Genomic DNA, 22,685 nt, shown 5'->3' with positions numbered 1-22,685 from the left:
CTTCGTGTCTCTGTGTTTTTTCACCACAGAGACACAGTGAACCAGCGCTGTAGGAGGGTTTCCCTCCGTAGGCGACTGGTGAACCCGGAGGGAGACACAGAGTTTATACTAATGCTTTGAGTAGGGCTTGGAGTTTGAGTTGCACTTCGGCAAATTCTCGATCAGGATCGGAACCGGCGACTATACCTGCGCCTGCGTAAAGTCTAGCGCGATCGCCATCTAATAGCGCTGAACGAATCCCGACAATAAATTCACAGTTACCTTGAGAGTCTATCCAACCTAGAGGCGCAGCATATAAACCTCTTTCAAAGGTTTCATGGCGGCGAATTTCCTCATAAGCGATATCTCTGGCTGCACCAGCAACGGCTGGTGTTGGGTGCAGTTGGGCGACAATTTTTAATGGGTGGACATTGGCTGGTACGATCGCATTAATTGGTGTCCACAGATGTTGAATGTTAGACAATTGGCGCAGACGTGGCGGTAATACCTGGGGTAACAAACCTAACTGGGTGAGGCGTTGAGTAATGAAATCCATAACTAATAGATGTTCATGTCTTTCTTTCTCACTTTTGAGTAAGCGATCAGCATTAGCCGCATCTTCAGCAGGTGTTTTTCCTCTTGGTGCAGAACCCGCCAACGCATCAGTAATTAGCTGTTGATTATGAATAGTAATTAACCTTTCTGGACTAGCACCAATAAAGTTTTGTCCCTTGCCGTTGCTGGTGGCGAATATGTAACAGTTAGGATGAGTTTTTCGCAAATTGTTTAATGAATGAAATAAGTTAAAGTGCTGATTTGACCTCACATCTAATATATCTGCCAGCACCACTTTATTTAATTCACTAGACTGGATTTTTTCTAATGCAGATGCTACCGAGCGTTTATATCTTTCTCCATGAGCTACAAATTTTCTACTCAGGTTAGCAGGCAAATAATCAACATTAGAAGAATAAGGCTCTAAAGAACTGATAAATTCTAATTTGTTACGCAGATTTTGTAATAAAATTTCGATGTTAACACTAGAGTTAATGACTGTATTCATCACTAATGTACAGCACTGATTCTTCAGAGATATTTGCCAACGTGGTAAGAAAACAGTAGCTGAAGGAAATGGATAGTCTATTTGGTTATTTTCTGAGAAGAAACTAAAGTAACAAAAAAAATGCGGCCCCGCAAAAGCTTGGTTATTGTTCCCAAAACTAATTATATTTCTTAAATTTGACTTAATAAAATACTCTGCTTGAATAAAACGTTCTTCTCCATTGATTTGTAATTTTGTGACGGCATCAATCCCGGCGATCGCTTCCCCTTTGTCTCTGTTCTCAAAGTAAAAATTTATTGCATTTGCTTGCGCTAATTTATCTAATGCGACTAAAGGATCAACCCAATCAATTTTTAGGGAGATACTCACAATCTGCCTCAAACCATTTTTTAGGCAATTTTTTTGAACATTTAACAAAAATTTATATAGGTCTTTGTCTTCAACAAAGGAATTACGACGACATGGTGAAACTGTCATGGTCTAAGAATAGTAAATTTTTTTTAAGTTATCTTCCAAAGTGTAATTAATCATGGTCGTATTTCTACAGGTAACATATTCAGTCACGATTTCACCAGAGTATACTTTTTGTTGTTGACGGTGTTTTAAAATTCTCACAAGTCGCAGCTAGTTGTGTGCAACCAACAGAAAGTGTAAAAATAGCTAGAAGGGGGTTCGGTATTGAAACAGCAATAAAAACCACATTTGCCTTAAATCTAAATAGTTAAAATCTGATTAAAGTCTTTTATTTAATTGCCATTTTAAATCTTTACCAAGACTAATGACTACAAAGCAAATTTCCCGTCCCAAAAGTAAATTATGGATGGCAGCAATTAAGCCGCCCATGTATAGTGTTGCCATCATGCCCATTTGGGTAGGAAGTGCAGTTGCTTTCACCGAGAAAAGAGTATTTAATTTAACAATATTTGCTACTTTTCTAGCAGCAGCAATTTTAATTTTGGCTTGGGAAAATATCAGTAATGATGTATTCGATGCGGAAACAGGAATTGATATCAATAAACATCATTCTCTGGTGAATTTAACAGGCAAGAAGACCCTGGTATTTTGGCTAGGAAACTTTTGTTTAATTGCTGGGCTGCTGGGAATTTTAGCGATCGCCACTTGGCAAAATGACCCGACAGTTATCATCATCATCTTGCTGTCTTGTGCTTTGGGCTATATGTACCAAGGCCCTCCCTTTCGGCTAGGATATCAAGGTTTGGGGGAAATTATTTGCTTCTTTGCCTTCGGCCCTTTAGCCGTATCAGCAGGATATTACAGCCAGACCCCAACCTGGTCAATATCGAGTTTAGCAGCCTCAGTCATTGTCGGAATCGTCACCAGCCTAATTTTATTTTGCTCACACTTCCACCAAGTTAAAGATGATATTGCAGCCGGGAAGCGATCGCCCATCGTTCGCTTAGGTACAGCCAAAGGAGCAAAACTGCTCACTTGGTTTACAGCCAGCATTTACCCCTTAACCCTACTATTTGTGCTATTGGGATTTTTCCCCATATGGACATTGTTGAGTTGGCTAAGTCTCCCCTACGCCTTCAAACTATGTCGTCACGTCCAGCACAACCACAACCAACCAGAAAAAGTCAGCAACTGTAAATTCATCGCCGTAGCCATACATTTCTGGAGTTGCTTACTGCTAGGTTTGGGGTTTGTCATTGCGGGAGTTTAACAGTTATCAGTTATCAGTTATCAGTTATCAGTGCTGACGGCGGATGGAAGCGCCAAAAAACGTCTTCCACCAATTGGTGTGGTGTTTCACTAACGTATTTAACTGTTCACTGATAACTGACAACTGATTTAAAAGTGTTGAGTTTAGATACAGGGTAAAGGGGAAATTTTATATCTCTTCTTCCCCAGTCCCCAATACCCAGTCCCCAACCCATGCGTTATCAACTTGAATTTCGTCCTATAGCTAGAAAATTCAGGCGATCGCTAGTTACTAGTCATGGTATCTGGGAAGTACGCGAAGCGATTATTCTCCGTCTGACAGATATCAACGGTAAAGTTGGTTGGGGAGAAATTGCGCCTATTAGCTGGTTTGGTTCTGAGACTTTAGAACAAGCCTTAGATTTTTGTCGCCAACTACCAAAAGAAATAACCCAGGAAATCATTTACTCAATTCCCGCTCATCTACCAGCTTGTCAATTTGGTTTTGAGTCGGCGTTGGAGGGGTTGGGGACTGGGGACTGGGGACTGGGGACTGGGGACTGGGAAGTAATGAAAGCTAAAACTTCTCCCTCATCCCCCTCATCTCCCTCATCTCCCCCACCTTCCCCCCTTACCTACAGCGCCTTACTACCAGCAGGGGAAGCAGCATTGCATCAATGGCGCAGCTTGTGGGAAGAGGGATATCGCACGTTTAAATGGAAAATTGGCGTGGGTGAGATAGCCGAAGAACTGAAATTATTTGACTCATTGATCCAAAGCCTACCTGCATCAGCAAAACTGCGCTTAGACGCAAACGGGGGACTTAACTATCAACAAGCTCATACATGGCTACAGGCTTGTGATAATTTAGCCATAGAAATCGAATTTATCGAACAGCCATTGCCCGTGGATCAATTTTCGCAAATGTTGGCATTGAGTCAAGCTTATGGTACAGCGATCGCTTTAGATGAATCTGTCGCTACCCTCAAGCAACTTGCTGATTGTTATGAGAAAGGTTGGCGGGATGTATTTGTCATTAAACCAGCCATTATCGGTTCACCCTCTCGCCTGCGACAATTTTTTCAACAGCATGAAATTGACGCGGTATTTTCCTCTGTATTTGAAACTGCGATCGCCAGACAAACAGCCTTAAAACTAGCAGCAGAATTATCTCTTCACAATAGGGCTGTTGGTTTTGGCGTTAATCACTTTTTTGCACAAGAGCTTTGAAAATGGGGGAGATGAGGGAGAAATTTTCACAACACAGTCAATAGTCAACAGTCAATAGTCAACAGTCAACAGTCAATAGTCAATAGTCAACAGTCAACAGTCAATAGTCCATAGTCAACAGTCAACAGTCAATAGTCCATAGTCAACAGTCAACAGTCAATAGTCCATAGTCAACAGTCAATAGTCCATAGTCAATAGTCAATAGTCAACAATTTTTTCTTCTCCACACTCACAAAACATAGCGCCAATACCAGAAAGCTGGTACTGTGGATTCTCAAGCATACTACTGAGCGTAAAAAAGTAGCTGATGAGTCCATGACAATCACCATCGCCATCAACACCGACACTGTTAATACCCTCGATTTGTCACCCGCCCATAAGGTGATTAACCCACTGCTGGAACAAGGAACCATTGCTACCCACGAACAGCAGTTAAACTTTACTATTGATTACCCTTTAGAACCTGGCGATCCCCGCGAATTGTCAGAAATTCCTGAATTAAGGCTGTGGTTTATCCGTCTAGATGCCAAGTATCCCTGGTTGCCATTTTTACTAGACTGGAAAGCAGGCGAACTAGGGCGTTATGCCGCTATGCTTGTACCGCATCAATTTAGCGCCAAAGAAGGTATTCAGTATAATCCCGAAGCCTTAGAAATCTTTTTGATGCACAAAATTTTTGTTTTAAGCGATTGGTTAAAACAACAAAATATACCCTGGCAATCGCGCCTCAAATCTATGGCGCAAATGCTAGGTTACGAATTAGAAGATGCGTTTTTTGAAATGTTTTGAATTGGGGATTGGGGATTGGGAAGAAGCAGGGGCGCAGAGGAGCAGGGGCGCAGGGGCGCAGAGGAGCAGGGGCGCAGTATTTTTCCTTTCCCCTTTCCCCTTTCCCCTCATCTCCTCATCACCCTCCCCAAACTTTTTCTAGTACAGTTTTGGGTGTAATATCGGCAACCTTACCTGTAGGAGATTTAATTCCTAAAAACTTATCGCTGTTTGGTAATAATCTTGCGGGTTCTGTAGAGCCAAACAGAGCGATAGTATAGGTTTGTACTGCTACACTTAAGTGTAATGGCGCACTATCGGTAGTTAGCATTAAGTTGGCTCCAGCAATCATCGCTGTTAGTTTACCGATGTTATCAGGGGATGTTACCTTGATGTCTAAAGATGAATCTCGCAGCGATCGCACAAATTGCTCATCATCCGGGCCTTGAATCACAACTACAGGTAAATCGGGCTGCTTTTGGCGAAAATCTTCGATGATTTCTTGCCAGTTTTCCACAGGGTAAACTGTATCCAAAGCTTTTGGCTGAGATTTCCAGCTAGAACCGCCATGAATCAAAACGTAACCTGTATCGTTGATTCCCAGGCGCTTTTGCTCATTATTTGCCCAATCAATATCCGGTTTCGGCACATTTACCGCTAACTCTGGAGTAGGGGTATTAATCCCGAATGGTTGAAGCAACTCGTGGTAAACTGTCGCCGCGTATTGAGCAGGTTTCAACGGTACAGTTTTGGTAAGAAATGACGCACCTTTGCCTTGGTAGCCGATACGTGTGGGAATTCCTGTCAGCCACAGCATTAAACCCACCAACCAGCTAGACCCAACAGCGATCGCCACATCATACTCGCGATCGCGAATCGTGCCGACAAGATTTCCCCAATCTGCTAGGCTATTACGGTCTTTGTAATCGAAGGTCAGTATATCATTCACTGACTTGCTCACCCGGTAGGCAGCCTTTGACCGGGGTTCCACAACCACATCCAACTGCGCGTTAGGGTAATAGCGCTTCAGATCGTCTAGAGTCGGAAAAAACAGAATTTGATCGCCAATTCCGCCAGGTACAAGGGCTACTACTCGCATAATATTTATTGACGCTTATCGCTCCTTATTTTAGGGGAATATAGGTATCAGGGATTAGGTATTAAGACTTTATAGAAAGGGAAAAGGGAAAAGGGGAAAGGGAAAAGGGGAAAGGGGAAAGGGAAAAGGGGAAAGGAAAAATACTGCTCCTCTGCTCCGTTCCCCTCCTGGGAGGGGCTAGGGGTGGGTTGCTCCCCTGCTCCCCTGCTCCGTTCCCCTCCTGGGAGGGGTTAGGGGTGGGTTGCTCCCCTGCTCCCCTGCTCCTGTACTTCCCCAGTTCCTAATACCCAATCCCCAATCCCCAGTCCCCTAGTTTGACATTAAAACACAGTGTATTTACTCATCCCCGCCGCCGGAGTTGGTAAACGAATGGGAAGTGACCGCAATAAACTTTTGTTGGAAGTGCGATCGCAAACCATTCTCGCTTGGACTCTCTTAGCTGCACAAGCAGCCGACCAAATCAGTTGGATTGGCATTATCTCCCAACCAATCGACTGGCCAGATTTTAAATCTATTCTTGCTAACTTACCGCTAACTAAACCAGTAGAATTAATTATTGGCGGTTCCACTAGGCAAGAATCGGTTTACAACGGCTTACAGGCGCTACCAACCGCCGCAGAACAAGTTTTAATTCACGATGGCGCTAGATGTCTGGTAACACCGGATTTGCTTAACTCCTGCGCCCAAGCAATTCGTCAATGTTCTGGTTTAATTGCGGCTGTCCCCGTGAAAGACACGATTAAAGTTGTAGACGAAAGTGGCATAATTCAAAGTACACCAGACCGCAGCCATCTTTGGGCAGCCCAAACCCCCCAAGGATTTAACGTTGAATTGCTAAAACAGTGCCATGCTGAAGGTGTTCGCCAAGGTTGGGAAGTGACAGACGATGCGGCTTTATTTGAAAAGTGCGGTATCGAAGTGCGAATTGTGCAAGGTGAGGAAACAAATTTAAAAATTACCACTCCTCAAGATTTAGCGATCGCCGAATTTATCCTTACCAGTCGGAGTAGTAGCAAGTAAGTTATGTCTTTCCCCACTTTGCCGCATAAATACTTGACTTAGTTCAATAAAGTGCGTATAATCCCACACATTTATCGAAGGAGAAATTCAAGAGCGAAATTTAAATTTTGAATTTTGAATTTTGAATTTTGAATTTTGAATTATGACCAAAAGAATGGGTACAAGCCCCGCGCTTCTAGCGCGGCTTTCTCAAAAGCCTATATCCGCATCTAGGAATTTGAATAAACGGATAATCGTTTATTCAGGCAGGTGGTACAATAGTTGTATGCTAAACCTCACCTACGAATACAAGCTCATTCCTACCAAAGCGCAGCGCCGAACCTTCGATCACTGGCTAGAAATTTGCCGGAAGGTCTACAACTATGCGCTGCGGGAACGGAAGGATTGGGTCAATTCTCGTAAGTGCGATATTAATTCGTGCAGCATTAAGCAGGAATACATTATCCCTGCCGACGCACCACGCCCAACTTTTGCTCGTCAATGTAAGACATTGGCAGAGGCGAAAAAGTCAATTCCCGAACTGAAATTACCTCACACTCATGTTTTGCAGCAGACATTACGTCAATTAGAAGCGGCGTTTGTGGCAATGTGGGAACGAGGACAAGGATTTCCTAGATTTAAAAAGCGGATGCGCTCATTCGTGTTTCCTCAATTAAATCTAGAATCAGTTAAACGATTTGATGGCGCTCTTTGGGTTAATCTGCCCAAGATTGGTTTAGCTAAAATACGCCTGTCTCGCCCAATTCCCGAAGGGTTTGAGGTCAAGCAAATTCGTGTGGTAAAACGAGATTCTGGCTATTACGTCATGCTCAGTTTGCAATGCGATGTTGAAATACCATCCCCTTCAATCTCAGGACATGGAATAGGAATTGATTTAGGCTTGCAACACTTTTTAGCAACTTCAGATGGAGAGTTGATAGATAGACCTCGCTTTTTCGTGGATGGACAACGCAAGCTGAAATTGCTGCAACGTCAACTCAAGCGCAAGAAGAAAGGCTCTAGAAAGTCTCGTCAACTACACCAAAGAATTGCTAAAGACCATGAGTACATCTCGAATAGTCGAAAAGATTTTCACTTTAAGACTGCTCATCATTTATGCGACCAAGGACAAAGTATTTTTGCTGAGGATTTGAACCTTAAGGCTATGTCAGCAGGTATGTTGTGTAAACATACGCTAGACGCAGGCTTTGGGCAGTTTCTTAATATCCTGAGTCACGTTTGCTTTAAGCGTGGTGCGTATTTCGCCAAAGTAGACGCAAGCGGAACTAGCCAAATTTGTCCTAGATGTCAGTCCCATACAGGGAAGAAATTGTTATCTGAGCGGGTTCATAAATGCCCTGAGTGCGGATACCAAACCGATCGAGATGTAGCGGCGGCGCAAGTCGTCTTACAACGTGGTTATTCAGTGGTGGGACACATCACGGTGAATTTTGGGGAGGGCAAGTAGCATGAGCTATCCCAATGAACCAAGAATCCCCTCGCCTTCAGGCAGGGGAGTTGTCAATACAGCCACAGCGACTAAGATAGAAGCGATTCTCTATTTGAAGGGTAAGCCCTTGTCCATCGGGGAAATTGCCGAATATGCCGCTTGCGATCGCGCTACCGTAGAAGAAGGCATTATTGAACTCATGGACAGCTACGCCCGTCGAGATAGCGCCTTAGAAGTTGTAGAAACCCCCAATGGTTATAGCCTGCAACTGCGAACAGACTTCCAAGACTTAGTGCAGACGCTAATTCCCGTAGAATTAGGATTAGGAGCATTGCGGACACTAGCTGCGATCGCCCTCAATAGTCCCATCCTGCAAAGCGATTTGATTAACCTGCGCGGTTCCGGCGTATATCAACACGTCCCCGAACTAGTCGAACTCGGTTTTGTCCGCAAGCGCCGAGATAATGAATCTCGTTCCTATTCACTACAAGTAACACCAAAATTTCATCAATATTTCCAAATAGAACAACTTCCCCAACTCTTAGACAGTCAACAACAGGAACAGCAATTAGAGCTAGATTTAGCCGTAGGGACAGTGAACAGTGAACAGTGAACAGTTATCAGTGGACAGTGAACATTAGAAATAACCTGATAACTGATAACTGCCAACTGATTAAAGCACTACCCACGTACTATGGTTTAAAGTAGAATTAGCAACCAAGCTAAAAAAAATTGCCAATGGTGTTTGATCCTGACTTCTTAAATAACAACTCCGAAGAACACCCCAACCAACTTCTTTCTGATCACTTTGGGGAAAATCCAAACCAGTTACTCAAGTATCTGCAACATCAGTCTCCAGAAGTTCTAGCCCGCGTCGCTCAGTCTGTCAGCCCGGAAATTAAACAAATTATTTCCCAGAACGTGCAAGGGTTAGTGGGAATGCTCCCCGCAGAAAATTTCAATGTCCAGATTACCACAGACAAAGAAAATCTAGCAGGGCTATTAGCATCAGCAATGATGACTGGTTACTTCCTCCGTCAAATGGAACAAAGAATGCAGTTAGATCATTTATCCAACGGTTAACAGTTAACAGTTATCAGTTATCAGTCACCAGCCCACTAACTATGGACTAATGACTAATGACCAATGACTAATGACTACCGTTTGGGATAAACCCCTGACTGCACCTTCAAAGTGAGAATTTCGCCACTGCGGTTAACCTCGACGGCGAGAACATCGCCGACTGTGCTGGATTCCACTAATTTTTGTACTTGGGCGGAAGTTTTGACGGTTTTACCATTAATTTTCTGAATTACATCACCAGGGAGCAACCCTGCTTTTTGAGCTGGGGAATCGTCCAAGACACTTTTGATCACAACGCCAGTGTCTTGTTGAATATTCAACTTGTTTTCAGTATTAATCTGCTGCTTTTTGGTGGGAGATAAATCCGTCATCTCTATCCCTAAAAAAGGATGTTCTACACGCCCTTTAGTAAAAAGCTCATTAGCAACACGGGCGGCGGTTTCTATGGGTATGGCGAAACCAAGACCTTGAGCATCAGCACGGATAGCAGTGTTAACTCCAATTACTTCCCCTTGAGCATTTAATAACGGCCCGCCAGAATTACCAGGGTTAATTGCTGCATCGGTTTGAATAAAGCTGACTCGCTTATCAGGAACACCAACTTGGGCGCTGGTGCGGTCTGTGGCGCTGATAATGCCGATAGTGACAGTATTATCTAGACCCAAAGGATTACCAATTGCGATCGCCCACTGTCCCGGAATCAAATTTTGTGAATTTCCCAACTTCACCGTTGGCAAATTGTTCCCAGGGATTTTCACCACAGCCACATCTGTAATCGGATCAACCCCTACAACCCTCCCCTCATAAGTCCGACCATCTTTGAGAGTTACTTGTACAGTATCTGTATCAGCCACCACATGAGCATTGGTGAGTAACTGCCCATTGGCGCTTAAAATAAATCCTGAACCTGTACCTCGTTCAATGCGTTCTTGCGGAAGTGGTTGTTCATCTTCACCGAAAAATCGGCGCAAAAGCGGATTTTTTAACGCATCAGAAATAGGATTGGCGACTTTACGAGTGGCATTAATCCGCACCACAGCCGGCCCAACTTTTTGTACCGCACTAGCAATAAAATTTACATTATCTCCCCCAGGATTTGCCACAGAGCCAGTTACCGGATTAGGCGCAACAGATTCTGAAGGCAAAGCCGTCGTCACATTTCTCAGTTGTAGAAACGAGCGATTCTGGGGAAGTAGATAGCGACTGCCTAATATACCTGCACTACCACCAACCACTAGTAGAGACAGATAAATTGCCAGTTGCTTTAGAGATAAATTCATAATGACTACACTCAAGGACAGCAATGCAGTTGCTAATTTCTAAGTGTAGTCAAGCAACCTGCAACTGGACAGATAAATTTAACATTAGTCATTAGTCAATAGTCATTAGTCAATAGTCATTAGTCAATAGTCATTAGTCAGTTGTTCCTTTTCCCCTTTCCCCTTTCCCCTTTCCCCCTTTCCCAGTCCCCAGTCCCCTTTCCCCTTTTCCCCTTTCCCCTTTCCCCCTTTCCCAGTCCCCAATCCCCAATTCCCAAACTAAAATCTAAAGTTAAGGTTTTCAGAAATTCTTAACATGACTGTTTCCTACCGTCTGCTTTTACTCTGTAGCTTAGTCAGCACTATTGGACTGACAACCATACTGCCCAACTTGAACAGAGTTAATGCGGCTGTGGCGGGTTGTCCAGTTCCGGCTTTATCTCGGTTCAAGCGTCACAAAGTGGTTCCAGGCGATACATTGGTGAATATAGCCCAGCGCTACAACCTCAGCGCTGAAACGTTGATTGGTATGAATCCATCTCTTCGTGTTGGTTCTTCCCCAACTGTCGGCAGTGAATTACAAATTCCTCCCTACAATGGGGTGGTTGTGGAAGTGCCACAGGGTCAAACTTGGCGACAAGTGGCGACAAAATATAAGGTGCGCCCTGATACTCTATTTGAGGTCAATGGCTGTCAAGCAAATCCTAGAATCGTATTTGTTCCTGGGGTGAATTGGTCGCCTGTTAATGGTTCCTTTACTCAGTCTCCTAGACCCTCGATGGCGACTGCTACTGTTCAGTTAGCAGGCTATCCTTTTTCGCAAGTGGTGCAAGTGGGTTTACCTTATGGATGGCAGATTAACCCGAATACAGGTGAAGTATTCTTCCACAGTGGGGTGGATTTGTTGGCTGCTGTGGGAACTCCGGTTGAGGCGATCGCACCCGGTACGGTAGTCTTTGCCAAGGAACAAGGTACTTACGGTAATTTGGTCATTATCAATCACAATGGCGGTCTACAAAGCCGCTACGCCCATCTTGACACCATGAATGTCAAGGTTGGTCAACAAGTTAACAAAGGTCAATTACTGGGGACTGTAGGCACTACTGGACAGCCAATTACGAAGCAACCCCATCTCCATTTTGAAGTGCGTGCTAGTTCATCTTTAGGATGGGTGGCAGAAAATCCTAAAGATTATTTGAAACCGTAACAAAGTTAGGCGATCGCTTTGATAATTAGAGGACAGGGGACAGGTAAAAAGTTTTATGAGTCAAAGCATCAATTCAGCAGTTGAACTTATTTTTAATCAGGGATTACAGCATCATCAAGCTGGGGAATATGAAAAAGCGATCGCCTGCTTTGATCAAGTTCTAGAAATACAACCAAATTCCTCAGCCGCCTGGAATGAAAGAGGCTGGAATTTATTTTTGTTAGACAATGAGTCAGCAACAGCCGCCGCAATTGCTAGCTTTGACAAAGTTATAGAAATTGAACCTGATAATTTCTCAGCTTGGCATCGTCGAGGACAAGTTCATTTAGAACGTCTTAGTGATTATGCTGAGTCTTTGGTAAATTTTCAACAAGCTTTAAAAATCCAACCTGATAATTATGATGTTTGGTGGGATAGAAGTTTTGCTTTATCTCAACTAGGTGATTATGATGAAGCTCTTGCTAGTTACAACAAAACTTTAGAACTTGAGCCTAATAGTTGTGCAGTATGGCACGAACGTAGCGGTATGTTGTTTGAGATGGGTTGTTATGATGAATCTCTGGCAAGTTATGAAAAATTGCTAGAAATTAACCCTGATGATTATCTGGGTTGGCGCGAACGAGGTAAGGTATTAGAAAGTTTAAATCGCTACCCTGAAGCAATTAATAGTTATGAACAAGCTTTAAAAATTAAACCAGATGCTTGGGAAATTTGGTCATATAAAGGAGATGTTTTCGAGAAAATAGGCGATGTTACAGCAGCAATAGCTAGTCATAAAAATGTGCTTCAAGGTAACGAAAAAAGTGAAATTGCTTGGTATGAATGGGCTAGAATATTAATAGATTTTGGGCAAATAGAAGAAGCGATCGCTGCTTGCGACCAAGCCATTCCAGTTTTAGATGACAAATTTGCAGCATGGCAAAATCGCAGCATTATTTTACATGAATTAGGTCGTTATGAAGAAGCGATCGCCAGTTATCACCAAGCTTTAGAATTTAACCCAAATGATGCTGATACTTTTTACAATATAGCCTGCTGCTATGCTTTACAAGGTCATCTAGAGCAGGCTATACAAAGTTTACAACAAGCCATAAATCTGGGTGATAATACATTCCTTGCAGCAGCAGAAAATGACCCTGATTTTGATACCATCCGTCAGACAAATGAGTTTCAAGCCTTGATACAGCAAGCAGTTTCAGGCTAGCCACTTATCTATCGGTTCAGTAGATTTCACAATGTGCATTCCTGCTGCTTTAAACCTAGCAAAAGCCTCATCTGCTTGTTCTGTATAATCCACAATCCCCGGAACTACAACAGGAGAAGTACAATCTTCTAACAAATAAACTTTTTGAGCCAGTTCAGCATCAACTTGTTTGATTTCTGTTAATAAATCGTCAATTGTCCAAGCTACACAATGGCTTTTAGCTTGACCACCAATAATTACAGCATCATATCCTAAAAGTTGCTGAATTAATTTTTGATTTTTATGAGCTAAAGGATGTTCATCAAAACTAATCAAAACTTCTGGACGTAAAACAGAATAGTTTTCAGTAAAAGGATTATCTCCCTTAATTTCAAATTGTGTTTGACTTTGACGCGCAATACAATGGAAAAATATCGCTTCTTCCACTGAAGAAACCAACGCATGACCGATACCACCTAACATTGAGTGGTAAGGCCAAATAATCAGAGGGTATTTACCATCTTGACTCAGTTGTTTGACATAATAGTAAGCGTGTTTTTCTAATAATTCATAATTCCCCTTAGTCAAACTATTCGCCACAACTGGATTAACTTTCCAAACCCCTTTTTCTATATCTGCTAAGGTAATAGTAGTAGCAGAGGGCGTAGGATGTTCACCTAAATCATTCACCCAAAATATTGGATGAAAAATTTGCATAGTGGTGTGAGTATCAAGAGTAGGTATAATTTCAGTAATTCTGTTTAAATTACGATAAATAAACTCACATATTCTGCGATTATCATCTACAGCACCATTCCCTGATTGACCACCCACAAATAATTCAAAACCAGGAATACAAAAGGTATTCTGTACATCTATTAACAATAGACAAATGCGCTTTTCATCAAAAGCTGCTGGGGTAATATTATATTGTTTCGCCCATGTTTCCGCCTCTGCTGCAAGTTCTTGATAAGGTACGCGCCAAACTTCACTAACTTTGGCTGGGTTGAAATGAGGTGGTATAGTAGATGTTGGATTATTCATATCACGTATGTTTAATTAGAATTAGTAGAGGAATCAAGTTATCAAATTCCCGTTCTAATGTAACCAAAAATACTGGCGATCGCCAACCCAGTTACATATAGTATTTTTGTCATATATAAAAATATAACTTAAAATTTAAAAGATACGTAGGGTAGGCATCGCCCACCAAAACCATAATAATTTTTATTAATACAAAGTAAATTAGTATTAGGAATAATCCCTATTCTTTAGCCTCTTATATCAAATTAACATGAAGCTACATAGAATAATATGTCGAGAATAATTGAACGCAGATGGACGTAGATAAACGCGGATAGATTAATGGATTTTATATTATGTGCAACCTTATATAAAATTAGTATAAAATCCTGACTAATTGGATAATCGCCGAGTACAAAATTAATTAAAGCTTTACCTTCAGGAAATGAATTACAGGAATGTGAGGTTGGCACATAAAACCATTGGCTTTGCTGATGGTATTGATAGTGTATACATTGTTGACCTGAAGATTATTTTTGCTGGAGAAAGCAGTATATTACCACTTCCTGTCTTGATTCATCTTCCTTTTTGCTATTTTATTGTTCAAAAATGCCCTGACTGTGGCAATCTGAGAAACAGAGTCTTTTCCATCTGATAACTTAACTACAGAAAATTCACCTATTAAGGTTATGCAAACTCTGCCGAATCCCTCAACATCGAGTAACACAGCAAATCAACCCACCTTTGACACTACAATCAAACGCCGCAAAACCCGTCCGGTAAAAGTAGGAAATGTCACCATTGGCGGTGGTTATCCTGTGGTAGTGCAGTCCATGATTAACGAAGACACCCTCGACATTGATGGCTCTGTAGCTGCTATTCGGCGTTTGCACGAAATTGGCTGTGAAATCGTCCGTGTGACAGTACCTAGTATCGCTCATGCCGTAGCATTGGCAGAAATTAAACAAAAACTCATCAAAACTTACCAAGATGTGCCAATTGTTGCCGACGTACATCACAATGGCATGAAAATCGCCTTGGAAGTAGCCAAGCACATCGAAAAAGTCAGAATTAATCCGGGTTTATACGTATTTGAAAAACCAAACGCCAACAGAACCGAATATACCCAAGCCGAATTTGAGGAAATTGGCGAAAAAATCCGCGAAACTCTAGCACCCTTGGTAATTTCCCTCCGCGACCAAGGTAAAGCCATGCGTATCGGTGTCAATCACGGTTCTCTAGCTGAGAGAATGTTATTTACCTACGGCGATACCCCAGAGGGAATGGTAGAGTCCGCCTTAGAATTTATTCGCATTTGTGAATCTCTAGACTTCCGTAATATCGTCATCTCCATGAAAGCCTCACGAGTTCCTGTGATGGTAGCAGCCTATCGCCTCATGGCCAAACGCATGGATGATTTGGGTATGGACTACCCCTTACATTTAGGCGTTACAGAAGCAGGCGATGGCGAATATGGCAGAATTAAATCCACAGCAGGTATTGCCACATTATTAGCAGATGGTATCGGCGATACAATTCGCGTTTCTTTAACAGAAGCACCAGAAAAAGAAATCCCAGTCTGTTACAGCATTCTGCAAGCATTAGGTTTGCGGAAAACAATGGTGGAATATGTAGCTTGTCCTTCCTGTGGACGCACCTTATTTAACCTAGAGGAAGTATTACACAAAGTCCGAGAAGCCACCAAACACTTAACTGGACTGGATATTGCCGTGATGGGTTGTATTGTCAATGGCCCTGGAGAAATGGCTGATGCTGATTATGGCTATGTAGGTAAAACTCCTGGCTACATATCTTTATACCGTGGCAGAGAAGAAATTAAAAAAATACCAGAAGACAAAGGTGTTGAAGAATTAATTAACTTAATCAAGGCAGATGGCCGTTGGGTAGACCCTTAATTCAGTTGACAGTTGACAGTTGACAGTTGTCAGTTATCAGTTGTCAGTTATCAGTTATCAGTTGTCATTAGTTTTTCTCCCTCATCTCCCCCCACTCCCTCATCTCCCTCATCTCCCTATTCCCCTCCTGGGAGGGGTTAGGGGTGGGTTACTCCCTCATCTCCCTCATCTCCCCCCACTCCCTCATCTCCCTCATCTCCCCAGTCCCCAGTCCCTTAATAAACTTTGTGTAAACTACAATCCTCTACCTGACCGGATTACAAGGTATTTTGATGAAGTTAGTACTACATACTCAGTCTTTACAGTTTACCCTGTGTTAGATTGAGCATACTGACTATAAATTTTTCCCTCTGACGAATTGTCAATATATGGTGATTACAAAAAGTAGGCTTGTTTTGGGTGCTACGGCAGTAACACTCTCTACGATCGCAGTTACTAGCCTTGGCATTCACTCTCGCGGTCAGGCTTTATTTAAAGCAAGTCCCAAGGAATTGGTAGATGAAGTTTGGCAAATCGTTCAGCGCCAATACGTAGACGGCACTTTTAACCAAGTGGATTGGCAGGCTGTTCGTAAGGAATACTTAAATAAGTCCTACAGTAATCAGCAGGAAGCTTATAAGTCCATACGGGAAATGCTGAAGCGCCTCAATGATCCATACACCCGATTTATGGATCCAGAGGAGTTCAAGAATATGCAGGTAGATACCTCTGGTGAACTCACAGGTATAGGTATCACCATCAGCCAGGATGAAAAAACTAAGCAATTAGTGGTAATTGCCCCAATTGAAGATACACCCGCTTTTAAAGCCGGGATCTTAGCTAAAGATGTCATCCTCAGAATTGATGGCAAAAGTACCAAAGGTATGGACACAAACCAAGCTGTATCCTTAATCCGAGGTGCAGCAGGTACACCAGTTACTTTGACAATTCAGCGTAACAATCAACAAAAACAGTTTAAAATCACCAGAGCGCGGATTGAAATTCATCCGGTGCGTTATTCCCAAAAACAAACTCCTGTCGGTAAAGTTGGTTACATCCGTCTGAACCAGTTCAGCGCCAATGCTAGCAAAGAAATGCAGGAAGCCATCAGGAATTTAGAAAAGCAGCAAGTTGCTGGTTATATCCTAGATTTGCGGGGAAATCCTGGCGGTTTACTCTTCTCCAGCGTAGAAATTGCGCGGATGTGGATTGATAAAGGTACTATCGTTTCTACTGTTGATCGTCAAGGAACAAGAGAACGGGAAGTTGCGAATGGACGCGCCTTGACTGACAAACCTTTAGTTATCTTGGTGGATAAGGGTTCAGCCAGTGCTAGTGAAATACTCTCCGGCGCACTACAAGACAACAAGCGTGCTGTTCTGGTGGGTACTCAAACCTTTGGTAAAGGCTTGGTACAATCAGTTCGTCCTCTAGATGATGGTTCAGGTTTGGCAGTGACAATTGCTAAATACCTGACTCCCAACAACAGAGACATTAACAAGCATGGGATTGACCCTGATATCAAACTAGAATTGAGCGATGCCCAGCGTCAAGACCTATGGTTACGTGAACGCGATAAACTCGGTACTCTACAAGACCCCCAATTTGCTAAAGCCGTAGAAATCTTGGGTAAACAGATTGCAGGTAAAGGTACACCAACGGCTGAAAGGTAGTGAGGAAGATTAGGGGATGGGGGAAGTGTGAGGAGAAATACAGGCAAATTATTACCCAGTCCCCCATATCACTGCGGCTGACACTTACCGGATCTAATTAGACCGATGCGACGAGCGATCGCATCTTCTCGTGATTCAAAAGGCCCCCACTGTTCGATAATCTCTGAATTACTTTCCCCAACTTGTTCGCTGGGGATAATTTCGCAATTACCAAGATTGTGCTTGACAATATACCAAGTTTGTGTATTGCTCATAATAGAATAAAAATATAGCCGTCGGCAGATAGATTAGGACAAACCAATCATAAAACATCAAGAATAAAAGACCTTTAAGCCTGTTCCCTGTCACCTGTTACCTAGTATGTAAGACATAGCAGATTGCTAGGATTAGGAGTAAGCACTCTATCATTTTCATCCTATGCCCTCACCGTTTCCAGGGATGAATCCCTACCTCGAAAATCCTGAACTGTGGGCTGAAGTTCACAGTAGACTCATTGTAGCGATCGCAGATAATATCGCTCCCCAACTGCGACCAAAATACCGAGTAGCCGTAGAGAAACGAGTCTATCAAATGACAGATGAAAATTCTGTCTTAGTTGGCATACCTGATGTAACGATAGGGCGTTCTTTAACTAATACACAACCAGATGCTTCCAATATTGCTGTCGCTTCACCACCAGCAAAACCCGTAACAGTTGACATTCCCATTCCAGAGGAAGTGCGCGAGGGATATCTTGAAGTGCGAGAAGTGGGAACTGGGGAAGTTGTCACAGCCATTGAACTGCTTTCACCAAAAAATAAGCGTCCTGGTGAGGGAAGACAAGCTTATGAAAAAAAGCGTCAGCAAGTATTAGGTAGCTTAACTCATTTAGTAGAGATTGACTTGCTACGTGCTGGTGAACCTATGCCCATTTTGGGTAAACAAATTCAGTCTGATTATCGCATTTTAGTCAGTCGTAGTGGTTTGCGCCCCAAAGCAGAATTATATCCTTTTCAATTATCAGAACCGATACCAGCTTTTTCATTACCCTTACGCCGTGGTGATACAGAACCAATTGTAGACTTGCAAACATTGATACATGGAGTCTACGATCGCGCCGGCTTTGATTTAGCCATAGACTATACTCGTGAACCAATCCCACCCCTTGGGGAAAGTGATACTATCTGGGCAAAAGAGTTATTAAAACAGCAAGGTTTGCTTTAATAACAACTGCACAGAGCGTTATTATGTAAGTACTTAATGTACATACGCCTGATATGAGCAATTCTTACAGCATTCGTAGTACTAAAATTGGAAATAGTGCTGGGTTTCGGCTACCAGCAGAGTTTTATCGAGAGCATCCTCAGTTTGCTAACGCAGATGGTTGGATAGAAGTACTTTCACAGGATACGGCAATACTGCGGATTGTGCCGCAACAAAATGATGAAGAATCGGAAGACTCATTATTAATGAGGCTGTTTCTCGATTTTGCTTTGAAAGAAGCCCTGAAAAACAACAATCTGCAACCTTATACAACCGAAATGTCTGAGGTAGCCCATAAACTAATTGCAGGCGTAGAATTAGATGATGAGTTGTAAAAGATGGCGAAATTTGTCAGCAATGGCTGGGAAATTTATTTCCATCCACAACTGTTTGGTACTCAATACCAAGAATTGCTTGAGCGTGTTTCTCGTTTGCGAGGACAATTACCAGAAACTGAATATAAAACCCATGCTACGGTAAAGTTATTTGCAGCAATTAATACTGCAATTGAAAGCAAGATTCCTTTAGACCCGTTTGCTAGTCATTTTGCCTTAACAGGAGCGTTAAAACGCTATGGAAGGGTAAAAAAGATGGGTTTACCAGAACGGTATCGACTGTTTTTTAGAGCGTTGGAGACGGAAAAGTTAAAAGTAATCGTCATTTTATGGTTGGGGTTTCCCCGTAAAGAGGGAGCGAAAGATGACTGCTACCAAGTTTTTACAAAAATGATTGAACGCGGAACATTTCCCGATAGCATGGATGAATTATTGGCAGACGTTCAAGCAGCAGAGAATGAAGCAGATTAAGGTAAAATTCAATATACGAATGCTGAAGCCATATGAATAAACCAAAGATTTTTATTGATGGGGAATCGGGAACCACAGGCTTACAGATTTATTCCCGCCTCAGCCAAAGGGATGATATTGAGTTAGTTAGTATCGAAGCATCGAAGCGTAAGGATGCTGACGAAAGGGCAAAATTATTAAATTCTGTGGATGTAGCTATTCTCTGTCTACCCGATGATGCAGCAAGGGAAGCTGTTAGCCTAGTTAACAGTGATGGGGTAAAAATTCTCGATGCTAGTACAGCTTATCGCACTGCTGAAGGTTGGATATATGGCTTTCCTGAATTGAACCCTGGACAGCGTGAGAAAATAGCTAAGGCTCAATTTGTGAGTAATCCAGGCTGTTATCCTACCGGATTTTTAGCTTGTATCCGTCCGTTAATCGCTCAAGGTGTTATTCCGGGTAACTTTCCTGTAACGATTAATGCGGTGTCTGGTTACTCTGGCGGTGGTAAGAATCTGATTCAGAAGTATGATAGCTTCCACGAACAGCAAAAAGGCGTAACTTCAGATTATCCTTTCGGTATCTATGGTTTACAGTTTGGGCATAAGCACGTTAAAGAGATGCACCAGCATTCGGGATTAGCATCACCACCATTGTTTGTCCCAGCTGTGGGTGATTTTGAGCAGGGAATGTTGGTACAAATACCGTTACCGCTATGGATATTAGATGATCCGCCATCGGGTGAGGAGATTTATCAAGCGATCGCCCAATACTACCAAGCGGAAAAATTCGTCCAGGTAACTCCATTTAAGGATACTACCCTGTTACGTGACGGGACATTTTTAGATGCCACAGCAGTTAATGGCACAAATATACTGCAAATTTTCGTCTTCGCTAACGATAGCACCAAAGAAGCGCTATTAGTTGCCCGCCTGGATAACTTAGGCAAAGGCGCATCAGGCGCAGCAGTCCAGAACCTTAACATTATGCTAGGTTTTCCCGAAGGCTTAGGACTGTAACGTTATCAGTCATTAGTTATGATACTAACCAATGACTAATGACTAATGACTAATGACTAACAAAAGAGTTTGCATCATCTTAGGAACACGCCCGGAAGCAATTAAACTAGCTCCGGTAATACAAGCCTTCCAGAAATCTCCCGATTTTGACCTGGAAGTAATTTTAACTGGACAGCACCGCGAGATGGTTGAGCAGGTGATGCAGTTATTTAACCTCAAAGCAGATTATAACTTAGAGATTATGCAGCCTCAACAGTCTCTTAGCGATATTACCTGTCGCAGCTTACGAGGTTTGGAAGAATTATTTATTAAGAGTAAGCCTGATATAGTTCTGGTACAAGGAGATACAACAACCGCCTTTGCAGCAAGTTTAGCAGCCTTTTACCAAAAAATTCCTGTCGGTCATGTGGAAGCCGGGTTAAGAACCGATGATTTATTTAACCCTTACCCAGAAGAAGCTAATCGAAGGTTAATTTCCCAAATCACCCAGTTACATTTTGCACCAACAACCTTGGCGGTAGAAAACTTGCAGCGTTCCGGTGTGCTGGGGGAAATTCACTTAACTGGGAATACCGTAATTGATGCTTTGTTATACGTAGCAGCAAATGCACCAGCTTGTAATATTGCTGGTTTAAACTGGAATGAATATCGTGTGCTATTAGCTACAGTGCATCGCCGGGAAAATTGGGGTGAACCACTACAAGCGATCGCTCAAGGCTTCCTACAAATATTAGATAAATTCCCTGACACAGCCTTGCTATTACCGCTACACCGTAACCCCACAGTCCGCCAACCACTGCAAGCATTATTAGGTAATCATCCAAGAATATTCTTGACAGAACCGCTAGATTATGCTGAATTAGTGGGAGCAATTGGGCGATCGCACTTTTTACTAACCGACTCCGGCGGCTTGCAAGAAGAAGCCCCCAGCCTGGGTAAACCAGTATTAGTATTAAGAGAAACCACAGAAAGACCAGAAGCCGTCACTGCGGGGACAGCCAAACTAGTTGGTACTGACAGCCAAACCATCACCTCCGCCGCCAGCGAACTACTTAGCAACCCCGCAGCCTATGAAGCAATGGCTAACGCCATCAACCCCTTCGGCGATGGACAAGCAGCCGAACGTATATTAAACATTGTTGACAATTATTTTAGGTGACAGGTGACAGGGGACAGCCTTAAAAGCTGTTCTCTGCGCCCCTTTGCGCTAACCCATCTCACGGCTGAGACAATTGCGATCGCAAAAAACTAGTAAACTCCACCAGTTCCGAATCAGAAAGCTGTTGACGCGATTTCTTACCATATTTCTGCAATAAAAATTCCCTCCCCTGTTCTGGACTCCAATTTAACTGAGACAAATAAGTATCAGTTTGAGCAATAAAAACATCCCTATTTTCAGATACTTGATTGACATGAATCCCGTTAATTTTTAAACTAACCTTCTGTCCCAAACCTTGCCAATCGATTTCCTTATGTCCATCCCAACTAATATCTACAGAACGGTAAGTAACAGGATTATAAATCGTACAAAAAACAATAGTTTTCTCCCCAGGACTCACCGCAATAGTCAAAGGATGACGTAACTGTTCCCAAGTGATGACATCCAGCGCCAACAATAAACTTTTAGAAAAATAAGACTCACTACCTGAACGGATAATATAAGGTTTATCTGCTAATATATGTAAATCAGTTTTTATAGCTTTCCCATAAGAAGTTTCTACTTCCTTATTCACCTCAATGCCAGTAATTACGCCTGTTAAAGCACGGTCATAAATAGGAATTGGTTTGGCATCATCTGAGAGCATATACCAACAGTGGTCACTTTCTCTGCTGACAAAGACATATTGAGGCTTGGGGATAGAACCGAATCCTAATTTTATCGAAAATTTGGGTTGAAAACCCCGTCCTTATAGGACGGCTTTTGGTAGAATATGGTTGTGGAAGGGTAATCAACCACTGAAAAAACCCTATTGCTGCCTAATACGCAGAAGCTGAACCTTGACAAATGAATCTTGCTGGTTCTACTTCGTAGTTCTAGTATCACCTGGAAGTAGGTAAAAGAT

The 22,685-nt window shown here is 42.6% G+C and carries 22 protein-coding genes; 16 read left to right on the top strand and 6 right to left on the bottom strand.

Features of this window, described 5'->3' with window-relative positions; translation table 11 throughout:
- Window positions 1–103: 103 nt before the first annotated feature.
- Window positions 104–1,519, bottom strand: coding sequence for an isochorismate synthase (locus H6G83_RS00525; protein WP_190465534.1), 1,416 nt, complete (start codon window positions 1,517–1,519; stop codon window positions 104–106).
- Window positions 1,520–1,820: 301 nt separating this feature from the next.
- Between H6G83_RS00525 and menA the strand changes: the two genes are divergently transcribed.
- From menA to H6G83_RS00510, 3 genes are all read left to right on the top strand, one after another.
- On the top strand, window positions 1,821–2,726 hold the full coding sequence (gene menA / locus H6G83_RS00520) for a 2-carboxy-1,4-naphthoquinone phytyltransferase (RefSeq protein WP_190465532.1): 906 nt from the start codon (window positions 1,821–1,823) through the stop codon (window positions 2,724–2,726).
- Window positions 2,727–2,938: 212 nt separating this feature from the next.
- The gene (locus H6G83_RS00515; RefSeq protein WP_190465531.1) at window positions 2,939–3,934 is read left to right on the top strand and encodes an o-succinylbenzoate synthase; all 996 of its coding nucleotides are present in this window, start codon (window positions 2,939–2,941) and stop codon (window positions 3,932–3,934) included.
- A 315-nt stretch (window positions 3,935–4,249) separates the two neighbouring features.
- The gene (locus H6G83_RS00510) at window positions 4,250–4,723 is read left to right on the top strand and encodes a CRR6 family NdhI maturation factor (RefSeq protein WP_190465529.1); all 474 of its coding nucleotides are present in this window, start codon (window positions 4,250–4,252) and stop codon (window positions 4,721–4,723) included.
- Window positions 4,724–4,841: 118 nt separating this feature from the next.
- Here the strand turns inward: H6G83_RS00510 and H6G83_RS00505 are convergent, their stop codons facing one another.
- On the bottom strand, window positions 4,842–5,801 hold the full coding sequence (locus H6G83_RS00505; protein ID WP_190465527.1) for a glycosyltransferase family 9 protein: 960 nt from the start codon (window positions 5,799–5,801) through the stop codon (window positions 4,842–4,844).
- Between the two features lie 330 nt (window positions 5,802–6,131).
- On the opposite strand from H6G83_RS00505, the gene ispD reads away from it, so the two are divergent.
- The 4 genes from ispD to H6G83_RS00485 all read left to right on the top strand — a co-directional run bounded on the left by ispD (window position 6,132) and on the right by H6G83_RS00485 (window position 9,333).
- On the top strand, window positions 6,132–6,821 hold the full coding sequence (gene ispD / locus H6G83_RS00500) for a 2-C-methyl-D-erythritol 4-phosphate cytidylyltransferase (protein WP_190465525.1): 690 nt from the start codon (window positions 6,132–6,134) through the stop codon (window positions 6,819–6,821).
- Window positions 6,822–6,963: 142 nt separating this feature from the next.
- The gene (locus tag H6G83_RS00495) at window positions 6,964–8,268 is read left to right on the top strand and encodes an RNA-guided endonuclease InsQ/TnpB family protein (protein ID WP_242044359.1); all 1,305 of its coding nucleotides are present in this window, start codon (window positions 6,964–6,966) and stop codon (window positions 8,266–8,268) included.
- 1 nt (window position 8,269) lies between these two features.
- Window positions 8,270–8,863 (top strand): SMC-Scp complex subunit ScpB, encoded by a 594-nt coding sequence (gene scpB / locus H6G83_RS00490; RefSeq protein WP_190465524.1) that lies wholly within the window; start codon window positions 8,270–8,272, stop codon window positions 8,861–8,863.
- A gap of 125 nt (window positions 8,864–8,988) precedes the next feature.
- Entirely contained in the window at window positions 8,989–9,333 is a 345-nt protein-coding gene (locus H6G83_RS00485) for a DUF760 domain-containing protein (RefSeq protein WP_190465521.1), read from the top strand.
- Between the two features lie 74 nt (window positions 9,334–9,407).
- Here H6G83_RS00485 and H6G83_RS00480 read toward each other — a convergent pair whose 3' ends face one another.
- The gene (locus tag H6G83_RS00480) at window positions 9,408–10,613 is read right to left on the bottom strand and encodes an HhoA/HhoB/HtrA family serine endopeptidase (protein ID WP_190465520.1); all 1,206 of its coding nucleotides are present in this window, start codon (window positions 10,611–10,613) and stop codon (window positions 9,408–9,410) included.
- A 295-nt stretch (window positions 10,614–10,908) separates the two neighbouring features.
- Here H6G83_RS00480 and H6G83_RS00475 point away from each other — a divergent pair, with 295 nt between their 5' ends.
- Both H6G83_RS00475 and H6G83_RS00470 read left to right on the top strand, forming a co-directional pair.
- Window positions 10,909–11,799 carry a peptidoglycan DD-metalloendopeptidase family protein gene (locus H6G83_RS00475; RefSeq protein ID WP_190465518.1) on the top strand — a complete coding sequence of 297 codons (891 nt, stop codon included), beginning with the start codon at window positions 10,909–10,911 and terminating at the stop codon, window positions 11,797–11,799.
- Window positions 11,800–11,854: 55 nt separating this feature from the next.
- Window positions 11,855–13,003 (top strand): tetratricopeptide repeat protein, encoded by a 1,149-nt coding sequence (locus tag H6G83_RS00470; RefSeq protein WP_190465516.1) that lies wholly within the window; start codon window positions 11,855–11,857, stop codon window positions 13,001–13,003.
- Here H6G83_RS00470 and H6G83_RS00465 read toward each other — a convergent pair.
- A complete protein-coding gene (locus tag H6G83_RS00465; RefSeq protein ID WP_190465514.1) occupies window positions 12,995–14,026 on the bottom strand; it encodes a cysteine hydrolase family protein in 1,032 nt (343 codons plus the stop codon). The two genes, H6G83_RS00470 and H6G83_RS00465, sit on opposite strands and share 9 nt — an antisense overlap.
- A 668-nt stretch (window positions 14,027–14,694) precedes the next feature.
- Here H6G83_RS00465 and ispG point away from each other — a divergent pair.
- Together ispG and ctpC are read left to right on the top strand one after the other, a co-directional pair.
- Window positions 14,695–15,921, top strand: coding sequence for a (E)-4-hydroxy-3-methylbut-2-enyl-diphosphate synthase (gene ispG, locus H6G83_RS00460; RefSeq protein WP_190465512.1), 1,227 nt, complete (start codon window positions 14,695–14,697; stop codon window positions 15,919–15,921).
- A gap of 368 nt (window positions 15,922–16,289) precedes the next feature.
- Entirely contained in the window at window positions 16,290–17,573 is a 1,284-nt protein-coding gene (ctpC, locus tag H6G83_RS00455) for a carboxyl-terminal processing protease CtpC (protein ID WP_190465510.1), read from the top strand.
- Window positions 17,574–17,641: 68 nt separating this feature from the next.
- On the opposite strand, the gene H6G83_RS00450 is transcribed toward ctpC, so the two are convergent.
- On the bottom strand, window positions 17,642–17,827 hold the full coding sequence (locus tag H6G83_RS00450; protein WP_190465509.1) for a transposase: 186 nt from the start codon (window positions 17,825–17,827) through the stop codon (window positions 17,642–17,644).
- Between the two features lie 163 nt (window positions 17,828–17,990).
- Here H6G83_RS00450 and H6G83_RS00445 point away from each other — a divergent pair, with 163 nt between their 5' ends.
- From H6G83_RS00445 to wecB, 5 genes are read left to right on the top strand one after another with little or no spacing between them, the layout of a single operon-like run.
- A complete protein-coding gene (locus H6G83_RS00445; RefSeq protein WP_190465506.1) occupies window positions 17,991–18,776 on the top strand; it encodes a DUF4058 family protein in 786 nt (261 codons plus the stop codon).
- Window positions 18,777–18,829: 53 nt separating this feature from the next.
- Complete coding sequence (locus H6G83_RS00440) at window positions 18,830–19,150, top strand: hypothetical protein (protein ID WP_190465504.1); 321 nt, start codon at window positions 18,830–18,832, stop codon at window positions 19,148–19,150.
- A gap of 3 nt (window positions 19,151–19,153) precedes the next feature.
- Window positions 19,154–19,621, top strand: coding sequence for a type II toxin-antitoxin system YhaV family toxin (locus H6G83_RS00435; protein WP_190465501.1), 468 nt, complete (start codon window positions 19,154–19,156; stop codon window positions 19,619–19,621).
- A gap of 32 nt (window positions 19,622–19,653) precedes the next feature.
- A complete protein-coding gene (gene argC, locus H6G83_RS00430) occupies window positions 19,654–20,622 on the top strand; it encodes an N-acetyl-gamma-glutamyl-phosphate reductase (RefSeq protein WP_190465500.1) in 969 nt (322 codons plus the stop codon).
- 52 nt (window positions 20,623–20,674) lie between these two features.
- Complete coding sequence (gene wecB / locus H6G83_RS00425; protein WP_190465498.1) at window positions 20,675–21,781, top strand: non-hydrolyzing UDP-N-acetylglucosamine 2-epimerase; 1,107 nt, start codon at window positions 20,675–20,677, stop codon at window positions 21,779–21,781.
- Window positions 21,782–21,839: 58 nt separating this feature from the next.
- Here wecB and H6G83_RS00420 read toward each other — a convergent pair whose 3' ends face one another.
- Window positions 21,840–22,427, bottom strand: a complete 588-nt coding sequence (locus H6G83_RS00420; protein WP_242044356.1) for a hypothetical protein — start codon at window positions 22,425–22,427, stop codon at window positions 21,840–21,842.
- Window positions 22,428–22,685 lie beyond the last annotated feature (258 nt).

This window comes from Anabaena azotica FACHB-119, assembly GCF_014697625.1.
Classification (GTDB): Bacteria; Cyanobacteriota; Cyanobacteriia; order Cyanobacteriales; family Nostocaceae; genus Trichormus; species Trichormus azoticus_A.
The sequence above is the reverse complement of the archived record's forward strand: the minus strand, read 5'-3'. Positions and strand labels throughout refer to the sequence as shown.